This window comes from Streptomyces sp. KM273126, from assembly GCF_004337435.2.
GTDB classification, from domain to species: domain Bacteria; phylum Actinomycetota; class Actinomycetes; order Streptomycetales; family Streptomycetaceae; genus Streptomyces; species Streptomyces acidicola.
Genome location: NZ_SJXB02000001.1, coordinates 2,962,195 through 2,975,722, shown reverse-complemented (window position 1 = coordinate 2,975,722; position 13,528 = coordinate 2,962,195). Strand labels below are relative to the sequence as shown.

Below are 13,528 nucleotides of genomic sequence, written 5' to 3'. Positions count from 1 at the left end.
TGATCATGAGCATCGTCGTCACCGGAGCCGCCGGGAACCTCGGCCGTTTCGTCATCGAGGGCCTGCTGGAGAAGGTCCCGGCCGAGCAGATCACCGCCGTCGTGCGCAGCGAGGAGAAGGGCGCCGATTTCGCGGCCCGCGGAGTGCGGATCGCCGTCGCCGACTACAACACCCCCGAAACCTTCGACGGCCTCTTCTCCGCCGGTGACAAGGTGCTCCTCATCTCCGGCAGCGAGGTCGGCAAGGACCGCGTCGGCCAGCACAAGGTCGTCATCGACGCCGCCAAGGCCGCCGGCGTCGCGCTCCTCGCGTACACCAGCGCCCCGGGCGCCCTGAAGGCCGCCCTCGCCGACGACCACCGCGGCACCGAGCAGGCGCTCCTGGAGTCGGGTCTGCCGTACGTACTGCTGCGCAACGGCTGGTACAGCGAGGTCTACACCGAGCAGCTCGCCACGGTGCTGGAGCACGGCGCCGTCGTCCAGGCCGCGGGCGAGGGCCGGGTCGCCTCCGCCTCGCGCGCCGACTACGCGGCCGCCGCCGTGGCCGTACTCACCGGCGAGGGGCACGAGAACAAGACGTACGAGCTGAGCGGCGACACCGCGTACAGCTTCGCCGAGTACGCGGCCGAGATCGCCAAGCAGTCCGGCAAGGACGTCGTCTACAACTCGGTACCCGCCGACGTCTACGCGGGCATCCTGACCGGCGCCGGGCTGCCCGAGCCGTTCGCCCAGATCCTGGTCGGCGTCGACGCCTCTGTGGAGAAGGGCGAGCTGGCGGGCACCAGTGGTGACCTGTCCCGCCTGACCGGCCGGCCCACCACGCCGATCGCCGACTCGATCGCGGTCGCGCTGAAGGCCTGAGGCCCGCCCGGCCCTGCCCCGCCCGGCCCTGCCCCGCCCGGCCCTGCCCTGCCCTGCCCCTGAGCGTCTCCTTCGGGACTCCCGGACCCCCGTCCGTCATGACCGTATAGCGATACGGGCATGACAGGCGGGGGCGGTCGGCGTTACCTTCGTCGGGGCTGCGCTGATGCGGCCCTTCGAGTGAGGAGGGGCCGTTGACCGGGCAGTCGAGGCGCGAGCATCGAATAGGGCTGCTGAACGGGTTCGCCGCATACGGCATGTGGGGGGTCGTCCCCCTCTTCTGGCCCCTGCTGAAGCCCGCCGGGGCGATCGAGATCCTCGCCCACCGGATGGCCTGGTGCCTGGTCCTCGTCGGTGCCGCGCTGCTGGTGCTGCGGCGCTGGTCCTGGGCCGGTGAGCTGCTGCGCCAGCCGCGCAGGCTGGGGCTCGTCGCCGTGGCCGCGGCGGTCATCACCGTCAACTGGGGCGTCTACATCTGGGCCGTGAACGCCGGCCAGGTGGTCGAGGCGTCCCTCGGTTACTTCATCAACCCGCTGGTGACCATCGCTCTCGGCGTCCTCCTGCTGAAGGAGCGGCTGCGGCCGGTGCAGTGGGTGGCGGTCGGAGTCGGCTTCGCCGCCGTCCTCGTGCTCACGGTCGGGTACGGCCGGCCGCCGTGGGTCTCCCTCTGCCTGGCCTTCTCCTTCGCCACGTACGGCCTGGTGAAGAAGAAGGTCAACCTCGGCGGCATCGAGTCGCTGGCGGCCGAGACCGCGATCCAGTTCCTGCCCGCGCTGGGCTATCTGCTGTGGCTGGGATCCCAGGGCGACTCCACGTTCGGGGCCTATGGCGTGGGCCACGCCACGCTGCTGGCCGCGACCGGGGTCGTCACCGCGCTGCCGCTGGTCTGCTTCGGCGCTGCCGCGATCCGGGTGCCGCTGTCCACGCTGGGGCTCCTGCAGTACCTGGCGCCCGTGTTCCAGTTCCTGCTCGGCATCCTCTACTTCCGCGAGGCCATGCCGCCCGAGCGCTGGGCGGGCTTCGCGCTGGTGTGGCTGGCGCTGTCGCTGCTGACCTGGGACGCGCTGCGCACCGCGCGCCGGGCGGCCCGCACGCTCAGGAGCGAGATCAGCGCCCCGAGCACCACCATGACGACGGGGACCGTCAGCGCGGCGCGGAACGCCGAGAGCTCCGCCGCCGCCTCGGCCACCGTCGGCGAGCCCGTGCCGGGTGCCGTGCCCGATCCCATATCCGGGCCCGCATCCCGTCCGGCGGACGCCAAGCCGTAGACAGCCGTCACCGCCGAGATCCCGATCGCCGAGCCGAACTGCGTCGACGTGTGCAGCAACCCGCTCGCCAGCCCCTGTTCCTCCGCGGGCACACCGTCCGTCGCCGCAATGGTCAGCGGCCCGTAGGCCAGTGCGAAGGCGACACCGCCGAGGACCAGGGTCGGGAACATCGCCGCGTACGACCAGTCCATGCCGACCGGGAGGAAGAGCCCGTACGCCACGATCGCCAGCGCGAAGCCGCCGAGGATCACCCGCGCGTTGCCGTACCGGGCGACCAGGCGCGGGGTCAGCGTGGGCGCGAGGACGGCGTCACAGCCCAGCACGACGAGCGCGATCGACGTCTGGAGCGAGGACCAGCCGCGCAGTTCCTGGAGGTACAGGGTCAGCACGAACTGGAAGCCGAAGAAGGCTCCGACGAAGAGCAGCGCGCCGAGGTCGGCCCGGACGACCGATCCGGTACGGAGGATGCCGAGCCGGACGAGCGGGTTCGCGGCCCGGCGCTCGACGGCCACGAAGACGGCGGCCAGCAGTACCGCCGCGACCGCCACTCCCGCCGTGAGCGGCCAGTCGTCCAGCCCGTGTTCGAGGCGGATGACGGCGTAGGCGGCGAGCAGCATGGCCGCGGCGGCCGTCACCGCGCCGAGGAGGTCGAAGCCCGCGGTGCGTCCCCGAGCGTCCGGAGTCCGCTCGCCCTTCGGGACCAGCCGGAGCGCCGCCGCCAGGATCGCGGCCGCGAGCAGCACCGGGGCGAAGAACACCCAGCGCCAGCCGAGCTCCGTGAGCAGGCCGCCGACGACGAGGCCCAGGGAGAAGCCGCCGGCTGCCGTGCCCGCGAAGACCAGCAGGGCCTTGTTGCGCTGGGGCCCCTCCTCGTACGACGTCGTGATGAGGGACAGTGCCGCCGGAGTCATGAACGCGGCCGCGACGCCCGTCACGAAGCGGGCGACGATCAGGGTCCAGCCGTCGGTCGCGAAGCCGCCGAGGCCGGAGAAGACGAGGAAGACGGCAAGCCAGCCGAGGAACATCCGGCGCCGTCCGAGCAGGTCGGCGGCACGTCCGCCGAGGAGGGTGAAGCCCGCGTAGCCCAGCACGTAGGCGCTCATCACCCAGGCCGCCGTGTGGGTGGGCAGGTCGAGATCGGCCCTGATGGACGGGACGGCGACCGCCAGCATGGCGATGTCGATGCCCTCCAGGAAGATCGTCCCGCACAGGACGAGGAGGAGTGCGCGGGCACGGAGGTCCATGCGGGGACTCCTGCCGGTGTCCCTGCGGGCATCGGGGGAGGCGTCCGGGCGTTCGGGCATGGCTGGTCCAACTCCTTGGCGACAGGGGACGGTTACGGATCTGGGGGTCGGTTCCCTCTTGTAACCAGCCCCAGCCTGCGCCACCATCGGCAGACGTGGAAGTAGGCACTTCGAAGTCACCGAGTAATCCCGCAGGCACCGTGGACCACGGGGACCCGGATCCCTTCCAGTGGGACACCCGGGAGGACTGCCAGGTACGGCAGATCCTCGATCGCGTCGCCGACAAGTGGTCGTTGCTCGTCATCGCCCTGCTGGACGGGCGGTGCTGGCGGTTCACCGAGCTGCGGCGCGAGATCGACGGGATCAGCCAGCGCATGCTGACGGTCACGCTGCGGCAACTGGAGCGGGACGGGCTGGTGAAGCGGACGGTCCATCCGGTGGTGCCGCCGCGTGTGGACTACGAACTCACCCCACTGGGCCGGACGTTGCACACCACCATCCGTTCCCTCGTGATGTGGACGGAGGAGCACCAGGGCGAGATCGCGGCGGCCCGGGAGGCGTACGACGCAGCTCGGGAGGCGGAAGCGGCGGAGCGGGAAGCGGAAGCGACGGCACGGGAGGCGGAGGCGACGGCGCGGAAGCCTGAGGCGGCGGCCCGGGAAGCGGAAGCTCCGACCCAGGAGTCGGAAGCGGCGCGGTGAGCACGGTGAGCACGGTGAGCGCGGAGGTTCGGTAACCGGATGAAAGTCTCCTCGTCGACCGGTATACGAACACCCCTGACTGAATAGCACTCTTGACGCTCAGTCAGTCACAGCAGCACCATCCGAGGCACCCATTCACTGTGGATTCACCATGGGTCCGCCATGAACCCCGTGGCGGCCCTTGAATCCCTACGGAATTCGGAGCCCCCCACTCATGAAGCTCTCCGTTCCCGGGCGTGCCGCGGCCGCTGCCGTCGTCGCGGCCGTCACGCTGCTCACCACCGGGTCGATAGCCGGGGCGGCACCCGCCCCCGAGGCGGCCGCCGCCGCACCCGACCTGCCCGTGGCCAACGTCAAGGCCCATCTCACGCAGTTCCAGTCCATCGCCACCGCGAACGGCGGCAACAGAGCGCACGGGCGCCCCGGCTTCAAGGCGTCCCTCGACTACGTCAAGGCCAAGCTGGACGCGGTCGGGTTCACCACCACCGTCCAGCAGTTCACCTCCGGTGGTCTCACCGGCTACAACCTGATCGCCGACTGGCCGGGCGGCGACGCCGACCAGGTGATCATGGCGGGATCGCACCTGGACGGCGTCACCTCGGGCCCCGGCATCAACGACAACGGCTCGGGCTCGGCAGCCGTCCTGGAGGCGGCGCTCACCGTCGCGCGCACCAACTACCAGCCCTCGAAGCACCTCCGGTTCGCCTGGTGGGGCGCGGAGGAGCGTGGCCTGGTCGGCTCGAACTACTACGTCAGCAACCTCTCCTCCGCGAACCGCGACCGCATCAGCGGCTACCTGAACTTCGACATGATCGGTTCGCCGAACCCCGGCTACTTCGTGTACGACGACGACCCGACGATCGAGCAGACGTTCAAGGACTACTTCGCGGGCATCGGCGTCGCCACGGAGATCGAGACCGAGGGCGACGGCCGCTCCGACCACGCCCCCTTCAAGAGCGCGGGCGTCCCCGTCGGCGGCCTGTTCACGGGCGCGAGCCGCACCAAGACCGCCGCGCAGGTCACCAAGTGGGGCGGTACGGCCGGGCAGTCCTTCGACCGCTGCTACCACTCCTCGTGCGACACGACGTCCAACATCAACGACACGGCGCTGGACCGGAACGGGGACGCCCTGGCGTATGCGGTGTGGGAGCTGTCGTCATAGCCGGCTGACCTGACTGACCGGGCTGACCGGGCCGACCTGACTGACCGAGCTGACCGAGCTGGTCCAGCTGACCCGGCCGCGCGTGGAAGCGGTCCTCTTGTGTGGAAGCGGTCCTCTTGTGGTGAGGGCCTGAACGGTGTCTGTACGTCCCGGGGCCGGTCCGTCAGCGGTCTGTGCCGGCCCCGGGACGGTCTCGGCACGGGCCCGGGGCCGCCCCGGGACAGGTCGGGACGGGCCCGGGGCGGGCTCGGTCAGCGCCCCGTGTCGGTGGCCGGCCCCGGGGCCGGGCTCGCCTCGGCGCGGGCCGCGAGACGGCCCATGCGGGTGCGCGCCGACTCAAGTTGTTCGATGTCGTCGGCGGCGGGGCCGGCCTCGGCCGTGAGCTCGGTCCATACGTCGATCAGATCGCGGCCCAGGCGCAGGCCCTGGTGCGGGTCGCGCACGGCGCGCCAGGCGGCGGCCGCGCTCTGGACGTCGCCGTACGCGGCGCGGGCGTCGTTCCGGCGGTGGCGGAGCCTGGCGAGGTCCAGGGAGAGCTGGAAGGACCCGAGCATGTCCCCGGCCAAGTAGGCGATGTACGCGGACAGTTCGCGCAGCCACTGGACCTCCGGGTGCTCCGGGCCCAGGGTCGCGGAGGCCTGGGCGGTGGTGAGCCCGGCCAGTTCGGCGGCCTCGTCGATCCGGCCCGACTGCACGGCCTCGTTGATCCGTCCGATGGGCTCCGCGAAGAGCGAGGGCTCTGCCTCGTCGGCCTCCGGGGCACCCATCACGACCTCGGCGATCGCGAACTCCCTTACGGGCGCGGGCCTGGGCGCGGCATCGTCGTCCTCGGGAGCGGTGCGGGGAGTGGGGTCAGGCTCCTTGGGGGTGCGAACGTGAGGGGCGGGCCGAACTCTCCGGTCGGAGGAGCGACCGTACCGACGGGAGCGGCCGGGGCCTCCGGCGTCGGCCGCCCCTCCCTCACCGGCTCGTCCACGAAGCAGCTGGAGCCGTCCACGGAGATCTGGAGGGGAACGGCGTAGCCGATGCGCTCGTCGTGGACGGTGGCGAGGACGGAGTGGCCCGCCGCTCGGGCGATGCGGTGGAGGTAGTCGAGGACGGTGTTCTGGAGGGGCTCGCCGGAGTGGGCCGCCACCGGCACTCCGCCCACAGAGGCACCTTCACCGGACGCCGGCACCCGCACGTCGATCGGGAGCATCCCGGACCGCTGCTCCGGAAACTCCGACGGCTTGAGTTCCCGGTCGAGTTCCCGCTTCTGTTCGCGGCTGAGTCGAGACATGGTTCCTCACTCGGGTCAGAAGAAGGACATCAGGAGAACGGACATCAGAAGCAGGGATATCAGCAGGAGAGACATCAGAGGGAGCGACCGGCATCAGGCTGAGCCGCACCCTCAGAAGCCACGAAAGTCGCAGCCCCGCCCCTACGAGTCTCTCCGATCGCCCCCACCGACCGCGTCACCGCCGCGTCACAGGCTCGTCCCAGGAACGGACACCCCGCTTCCGGTACCGCCCGTGCAACCACGAAGATCGGTAACAGACGAGGAGGAGAGGACGAGGAGAGGGCAATGCAGGGGCAGCGAGAACAGCGGGCACCGAGCGGGCCGGAGATCTGGGTACGCGGTCCGGTCGCCGCGCCGGAGCAGCGGCAGCCGGAGCCAGAACCTGAGCCGGAACCGGAGTCGAACGCCCAACTCCCTGCGCATCCCGAGCACTTCATCACTGGTGCTCAGGAATTCGCCACGAATCCACAGCGGTTCACCGCGAGTCCCCGGCGGTTCGCCTGGGTCGCCACGCACGGCGGGGCGGGCACCACCACGCTCGCGACCGTGTTCGGCGGCCATGACACCGGGCGGGCCTGGCCCCGCCCCGAGCACGGCGAACCCGAGTCGATTCTGCTGGTCGCGCGGACGCATGCCACAGGGCTCGAGGCCATCTCGTACACCCTGGACACCTTCCGGCGCGGTGACGCACCGCCGGGGCTCGACCTCAACGCCGTCGTCCTGGTCGCCGACGCGCCCGGCCGCCTGCCCCGCCAACTGGCCCAGCACGTCAAGCTGATCAGCTCCGTCATCGACGTCTACCACGTCCCCTGGATGCCCGCCTGGCGCATCGGCGACCTCACCGTGCCACTGCCACGGGAGAGCGCGGACCTGGCCCGCCTCACCGCGGGAACCGCGCACTGACCGCCTCCCGGCGGAGCGCTTACGCGGTGATGTCCTTCGCCGTGAACCGCGCCCACGCCGCCGATCCGAACACGGCCGCGTACAGGCACTGCAGGCCCAGGTTGCGCTGCACGTCGTCCCAGTAGACCGGGTCCCGCATCAGGTCGGCGAACGACAGCCAGTAGTGGGAGAAGAAGTACGGCTGGAGGGCGTGGAGCTGCGGGATCTGGTCGAGGATCTGGACGGTGATCAGCAGGCCGACCGTCGTGGCCATCGCCGCGATGCCGCTGTTCGTCAGGGTCGACACGAACAGGCCCAGGGCGGCCACGCCGATCAGGGACGCGGCCACCACCAGGGCGATGAGCAGGGCCCGGCCCAGCCCCTCGGCGAAGCTGATGCGCGTGCCCGAGATGGTCGTCAGCTCGCCGAGCGGGAAGAGCAGGGCGCCCACCGCGAGCGCCGACGCCGTCACCACCAGCGTGGCGACGAGGCAGAACGTCATCGTCGTCGCGTACTTGGTGATGAGGAGCCGGGTGCGGCCCGCGGGTGCGACGAGCAGATAGCGCAGCGTCCCCGCGTTGGCCTCACCCGCGATGGCGTCCCCGGCGATCACTCCGATCGCCATCGGGAGGAAGAAGGGGAGGGTCGCGGCCAGCGCCGTGAACACCAGGAACAGGCCGTTGTTGGTGATCTGGGTGATGAAGGCCGGGCCCCCGCCGCCCCCGCCACCGACCGACGAGCCGTCGCTGGTCTCGATCTTCACGGCGATGCCCACCAGGACGGGGACGCCCGCGAGTACGGCGAGCAGCGCGATCGTGCGCCAGCGGCGGAAGGTGGTGACGAGCTCACTGCGGAAGAGCCCGAACGTCCACAGCGGACCCGGCCTGCGCAGGCCCGTCCCCCGCACGGGGTCGGCCTGCGCCGGATCAGACCCCGTCGGCGCAGACCCCGCCGCCCGCGTCGGCCCAGACCCCGTCAGCCCAGGCCCAATCGGCTCAGGGCCCGTCAGCCCAGGCCCCATCGGCTCAGGGCCCGTCGACTCAGGGCCCGTCGACTCAGGGCCCGTCGGCTCAGGGCCCGTCAGTTCAGCCTGCGACATCGAAGCCCTCCCCTGTCAGCGCCACGAACGCATCCTCCAGCGAGGCCCGTTCGACGACGAAACCGCGTACGCGGACCCCTGCCGTCACCAGCGCCGCGTTCACCTCGGCGAGGTCACGGTCCGGGGGCTCGGCCGTCACCCGCTCCTCCGTCACCACGACATCGCCGACGCCCTGCTCCTTGAGCACCCGGGCCGCGTCCCCGGCGTCCGGTGTGGTCACGACGAGCCGCCCACGCGCCCCGGCCGCCAGGTCGGCCACCGCGCCCTGGGTGATCAGCCGCCCCTGGGCCATCACGGCGGCATGCGTGCACACCTGCTCGATCTCGTCGAGGAGGTGGGAGGAGAGGAAGACGGTGGTGCCGTCGGACGCCAGCTCCCGTACCAGGGAGCGGATCTCCCGCATGCCCTGCGGGTCGAGCCCGTTCGTCGGCTCGTCGAGGACGAGCAGCCTGCGCGGCTGGAGCAGAGCCGACGCCAGCCCCAGCCGCTGCTTCATGCCCAGCGAGTACGCCTTCGCCTTCTTGCCCGCGGCCGCCGCCAGCCCCACGCGGTCCAGCGCGGCCGCGACCCGCGTACGCCGGGTACGCGGGTCGGCGGTGGGATCGGCGGCGTCGTACCGCAGCAGGTTGTCCCGCCCGGTGAGGAAGCCGTACAGGGCGGGCCCCTCGATGAGGGCGCCGACCTGCGGCAGTACGGTGCGGGCGGCGCCCGGCATGGGCCGGCCGAGCAGCCGGGCGGTGCCCGATGTCGGCTCGATCAGGCCCATCAGCATGCGGATGGTGGTGGTCTTGCCGGAGCCGTTGGGCCCGAGGAAGCCGAAGACGCTGCCGCTGGGAACCGTGAGTTCCAGGTGGTCCACGGCCACCTGACCGCCGCGGAAGGTCTTGGTCAGACCCTCGGTGTGAATGGCTGCTGCGTCGGTCATGGCTCCCCTCGGGTACGGCCGGCGGGCCGGTGCGGCGCGGGTGCCGCCCCGGCCCGCCGGCCAGGTTCTCACTTCGCCGCGTTGGCCGCCTTCACCAGCGCGTCCTTGGTGACCGCTCCGGCGTACGCCTTGCCGTCATCCGTGATCAGGACGTTGATCAGCCGGGTCTTGAAGACCGTACCGGAGCCGAACTTGCCGCTGACCTGGTCGCCGAGGGAGTTCAGGAACCCGTCGACGTCGCTGTTGCCGGTGTTGCCGTTGGCCCCCGCCGGTACGCCCTTGCCGCCCATGTCGAACTCGGCGATGGAGCTCCAGCCCTCGCCGATGGTCTTCAGGCCGCCGCCCTCCAGCTCCTTGCCGAGGTCCTCACCGGACCGTGCCGGCTTCTCCTGCTTCTCGTGCTTGCCCTGGTCCTTGAGCTCGTCCCCTTCGGTGACCTTCGCGCCCTTGGGCGGCGTGAAGTCGAAGGTGGAGGCGCTCGGCTTGGCGAAGTCGACCTGGGTGAAGCCCGCGTCGACGACGGCCGCGCCCCCGCTCGCCGGGGTGAGCGTGAACTTCAGCGGCAGCCCGGTCTTCGCGTCCACCGCGATGGAGATGGCGCCGACCGTGGAGCCGGACCCCTTCGGCTTGATGAGCAGCTTGTACGCGTCCCGGCCTGCGACCTGGGCGCTGCCGTCGACGGTCACGGACGTGGTGTCGTCGACCGCCTTCAGGGCCTCCTCCGCCAGCTTCTGGGGCGTGGCCGGAACGTCCTCGGGCAGGCCCTTGTCGGACTTCTGGTCCTGCTTCTGGTCCTTCTTGTGCTCCTTGCCGTCCGCGGCCCCGGTCGTGTGGAACACCTCGTTCGACTTGCTGTCGTACGCCCACACGTCGTCGCCGTTGCGGATGACGCTGTACTCGGAGGTCTTGTCCAGCAGCGACAGCTTCTGCTTGTCCGGGCCGTCGGCCGCGACGCGCACCGTGTGCGTGCCGGTGGCGAGTTCGAGCAGCTTGGAGGAGGGCTCGGCGGTCGAGCCGCCGTCACCGCCGGAAGGCTTCCCGGCCGCGCCCGCTCCGAGGCTGCTCTCCAGCCCGCCCAGGTCCGGCAGCCCCAGATCGGTGCTGATCTTCACGGTGCCGGACACCTGCTGTACGTCCGACGCGGCGATCTTCTCGATGAGTTCCTGCGCGCTGATCTTCGGCAGGTCGGGGTCACCCGAGCCGGCGAACGCCGGGACGAGCCCGATCGTCGCGGCCGCCACCCCCACCACCGTGACCGGGACGACGTACCGCGCCGCCTTGCGGCGCCCGGCGCGCACGTCCTCGGCCTCGTCGGCCTTCGCGCTGTCGTCGGTTTCGTACGGTGCCATGTCTGCCTTACCTCCGTAGTAGGCGGCGGCCTGCTCCTCGTCCTGCGCGCCGAGTCGTGCGCGCTGCGACGTCCTCACACTCGTCGTCGTCCACCCCGAGCCGCCATTCTCACCCGAATCGGTGAGGAGTGGTGCCTTCCATCTGACCAAATCGGCAATCCAGAAGCGTCAGACCCCGGAATCAACTCCGTGTACTGCTGTGGGATGACACGGAGAGGCGCTGTCTCCCCCTACCCGTAGGGGTCGAAGGGGAGTACGCCGCCCGGCTGGTACCCGTTCAGCCGGGCTTCACCGCGCGGCAGCCGGGGGATCGCGGCGGTGCGGGGGCGAGAGGGTGACGCGCGTCACGCGACTTCTGGATCATGGTGGGGGTGAGGCGGTCAGGCCGATGTCTGGGGGCTGGGGGTCCCAGGAGGCCGTGGGCCGGGAGGCTGGCGGGCCGAAGGGCCGGAGGCCGAGGGCTGGGAAGGCCGGAGGGCCAGGGGCCGGGAGGGCCAGGGGGTCCGGGAGGGCCAGGGGCCGGGAGGGCCAGGGGGTCCGGGAGGGCCAGGGGGTCCGGGAGGGCCAGGGGGTCCGGGGGCGGAGCCCCCGGGACGGGCACCCCGGCTCCGCGTGCCTAACCCGCCCGATGCACCACCGCATCGCACAGCTCGACCAGCGCCGCCTTCGCGTCGCACTCCCGCAGCGGGGCCAGCGTCGCCCGAGCCTCCTCCGCGTACCGCACGGCGTCCCGCCTCGCGGTCTCCAGCGCGGGGTGCTCCCGCAGCCGGGTCAGCGCCTCGGCGTGCCGCGCGTCATCGCTCAGGTCGGAGTCGAGCAGCTCGCACAGCGCGGCGTCCTCGGCGAGCCCGAGCCGCTCGGCCCGCTCCCGCAACCGCAGCACCGGCATCGTGGGGATGCCCTCACGCAGATCGGCGCCCGGCGTCTTGCCGGACTCGTCCGAGTCGGAGGCGATGTCCAGCACGTCGTCGGCCAGCTGGAACGCCACGCCCAGCCGCTCCCCGTACTGCGTCAGCACGTCCACGACCGTCTCGTCGGCGCCGGACATCAACGCACCGAACCGCCCGGACACGGCCACCAGCGACCCCGTCTTGCCGCCGAGGACGTCGAGGTAGTGCGCGATCGGGTCGCGCCCGTCCCGCGGCCCGGCGGTCTCCAGGATCTGCCCGGTGACCAGCCGTTCGAAGGCCTCGGCCTGGATGCGGACCGCCTCGGGCCCGAGGTCGGCCAGGATGTGCGAGGCACGCGCGAACAGGAAGTCGCCGGTCAGTACCGCGACGGAGTTCCCCCAGCGGGCGTTCGCGCTGGGCACGCTGCGGCGTACGTCGGCCTCGTCCATCACGTCGTCGTGGTACAGCGTGGCCAGGTGCGTCAGCTCGACCACCACGGCCGACGGGACGACCCCCGGGGCGTACGGGTCCCCGAACTGCGCGGCGAGCATCACGAGCAATGGCCGGAAACGCTTGCCACCCGCCCGCAGCAGATGCTGCGCGGCCTCCTGGATGAAGGGGACCTCGCTCTTGGTGGCTTCGAGCAACCCTTCCTCGACAGCCGCCAATCCCGCCTGGACATCGGCTTCCAGAGCCTGGTCCCGCACGCTCACCCCGAACGGCCCGACGACGGTCACGAGGGGTCTCCTGTCTGCTGATGTCTACTGACAGTCACACGGTCGGTCTCATGGTCGATGAACAGTTTGTCGATCTGTCGCTGCCATCACTCGTGTCAGCGTATCCGGTCACCATTCGATCACCACGGGCACCCACCGGCCCCCTGGCGGGACTTCGCTCGACCGAGAGGCGCCCCCGTCATCCGAGTCACTCCGGATTACATCCGGTATGCCCGCGATCAAGGGATGCATACCGATTCGACCCGAATCCCGAGTCGACGCCGCCACCCGAGGCCACCGAAAGCACCGGGACCGGCGAGACCTCCGAGATCACTCCGATGGGCCCGTCGGACTCGATCACCCGCACCCCCACACCGTCACCTCGACACGCGCGCCGACAGCCGGCACCGCTCTCACGCCGGAGCCACTCGAGGGCGGTCGACACGGCCCGCCCGCCGGGCGACCGCTACGGCAACGAGGCCCACCGCACGCAAGGTTCCGGCCACAGGCCCGAGGCCGGCCCCCACCTCCGCGCGACCTCCCCACTCTCCGCGCACTCCACGCCCGAAACACGGAGTTGACCCGCGGGTTCCCGAACACCGGGCGCACGGCTCGTACTTCACGCCCGCTACGGAACGGCAGGCCTCGAACAAGGGGCTGAAGCAGCACCCCGAACGACGAGCCAACCAACAGCCAACTTGTCCGAATTACCGCATTATCGGCGCTTCACCCGGTCCGTTCCGTGAATTGAGTCACGTGGACCCAGAATGCCCCCTCACCCCCACTCGCTCGACTCCTCCTTTGCAGAAAGCAAGTTGAGCGTTATCTTCCGGAAATTTCGAAGGCATCTCCCCCACAAATAGCTGATCAAGGGCGCTTTCAACACGCTTCCGGCCTTGTTCTCGACATGTGCTCTCGCATACGTTCACGGTCAATCCGGACGGAACGCCGAATCCTGCCACCGCCCGGATCCCCACTGACCAACCACTCACGAAGGCAGGAGCGGGGGACCCACGAAGATCGCCGGTCCTCACGAGAGACCGGCTCGGGGTGAAGCCGCGCACGGCACGCACGACGCGTCGCCATGCCTGGCCGGGCACCTTTCCGCCCGAACCCGACAGCTCACCTCGCAGGCGCCGGAGAGGAACAGCGT

10 protein-coding genes, 2 pseudogenes and 1 riboswitch are annotated in these 13,528 nt (G+C 71.0%); of the genes and pseudogenes, 5 read left to right on the top strand and 7 right to left on the bottom strand.

The features are described 5' to 3' along the window. Nucleotides 1-5 precede the first annotated feature (5 nt). Complete coding sequence (locus E0500_RS12795) at nucleotides 6-860, top strand: SDR family oxidoreductase (RefSeq protein WP_131572264.1); 855 nt, start codon at nucleotides 6-8, stop codon at nucleotides 858-860. Nucleotides 861-1,054: 194 nt separating this feature from the next. Then, complete coding sequence (gene rarD / locus E0500_RS12790; RefSeq protein ID WP_309505040.1) at nucleotides 1,055-2,128, top strand: EamA family transporter RarD; 1,074 nt, start codon at nucleotides 1,055-1,057, stop codon at nucleotides 2,126-2,128. Between the two features lie 32 nt (nucleotides 2,129-2,160). On the opposite strand, the pseudogene E0500_RS12785 reads toward rarD, so the two are convergent. Then, nucleotides 2,161-3,372: pseudogene (locus E0500_RS12785) on the bottom strand (MFS transporter); the annotation flags it as partial. Nucleotides 3,373-3,527: 155 nt separating this feature from the next. On the opposite strand from E0500_RS12785, the pseudogene E0500_RS12780 reads away from it, so the two are divergent. Continuing rightward, nucleotides 3,528-3,956, top strand: a pseudogene (locus E0500_RS12780) (winged helix-turn-helix transcriptional regulator); the annotation flags it as partial. Between the two features lie 331 nt (nucleotides 3,957-4,287). Continuing rightward, nucleotides 4,288-5,235 (top strand): M28 family metallopeptidase, encoded by a 948-nt coding sequence (locus tag E0500_RS12775; protein WP_131570784.1) that lies wholly within the window; start codon nucleotides 4,288-4,290, stop codon nucleotides 5,233-5,235. 251 nt (nucleotides 5,236-5,486) lie between these two features. Here the strand turns inward: E0500_RS12775 and E0500_RS43795 are convergent, their stop codons facing one another. Continuing rightward, entirely contained in the window at nucleotides 5,487-6,002 is a 516-nt protein-coding gene (locus tag E0500_RS43795; protein ID WP_258572760.1) for a hypothetical protein, read from the bottom strand. A 26-nt stretch (nucleotides 6,003-6,028) separates the two neighbouring features. After that, on the bottom strand, nucleotides 6,029-6,514 hold the full coding sequence (locus tag E0500_RS43790; protein WP_258572759.1) for a hypothetical protein: 486 nt from the start codon (nucleotides 6,512-6,514) through the stop codon (nucleotides 6,029-6,031). A gap of 285 nt (nucleotides 6,515-6,799) precedes the next feature. Here E0500_RS43790 and E0500_RS12765 point away from each other — a divergent pair, with 285 nt between their 5' ends. After that, a complete protein-coding gene (locus E0500_RS12765; protein ID WP_131570780.1) occupies nucleotides 6,800-7,417 on the top strand; it encodes a DUF6668 family protein in 618 nt (205 codons plus the stop codon). A 19-nt stretch (nucleotides 7,418-7,436) separates the two neighbouring features. Here E0500_RS12765 and E0500_RS12760 read toward each other — a convergent pair whose 3' ends face one another. From E0500_RS12760 to E0500_RS12745, 4 genes are all read right to left on the bottom strand, one after another. Beyond that, nucleotides 7,437-8,417 (bottom strand): ABC transporter permease, encoded by a 981-nt coding sequence (locus E0500_RS12760; protein ID WP_399119062.1) that lies wholly within the window; start codon nucleotides 8,415-8,417, stop codon nucleotides 7,437-7,439. Between the two features lie 64 nt (nucleotides 8,418-8,481). Further along, nucleotides 8,482-9,420: an ABC transporter ATP-binding protein gene (locus tag E0500_RS12755; RefSeq protein ID WP_131570776.1), complete on the bottom strand. Its 939-nt coding sequence runs from the start codon at nucleotides 9,418-9,420 to the stop codon at nucleotides 8,482-8,484. Nucleotides 9,421-9,488: 68 nt separating this feature from the next. Beyond that, on the bottom strand, nucleotides 9,489-10,769 hold the full coding sequence (locus tag E0500_RS12750) for a sigma-E factor regulatory protein RseB domain-containing protein (protein WP_131570774.1): 1,281 nt from the start codon (nucleotides 10,767-10,769) through the stop codon (nucleotides 9,489-9,491). Between the two features lie 616 nt (nucleotides 10,770-11,385). Beyond that, the gene (locus E0500_RS12745) at nucleotides 11,386-12,396 is read right to left on the bottom strand and encodes a polyprenyl synthetase family protein (protein WP_131571589.1); all 1,011 of its coding nucleotides are present in this window, start codon (nucleotides 12,394-12,396) and stop codon (nucleotides 11,386-11,388) included. A gap of 931 nt (nucleotides 12,397-13,327) precedes the next feature. Next, a riboswitch (cyclic di-AMP (ydaO/yuaA leader) is annotated at nucleotides 13,328-13,524 on the top strand. The last annotated feature ends 4 nt before the right edge of the window (nucleotides 13,525-13,528 follow it).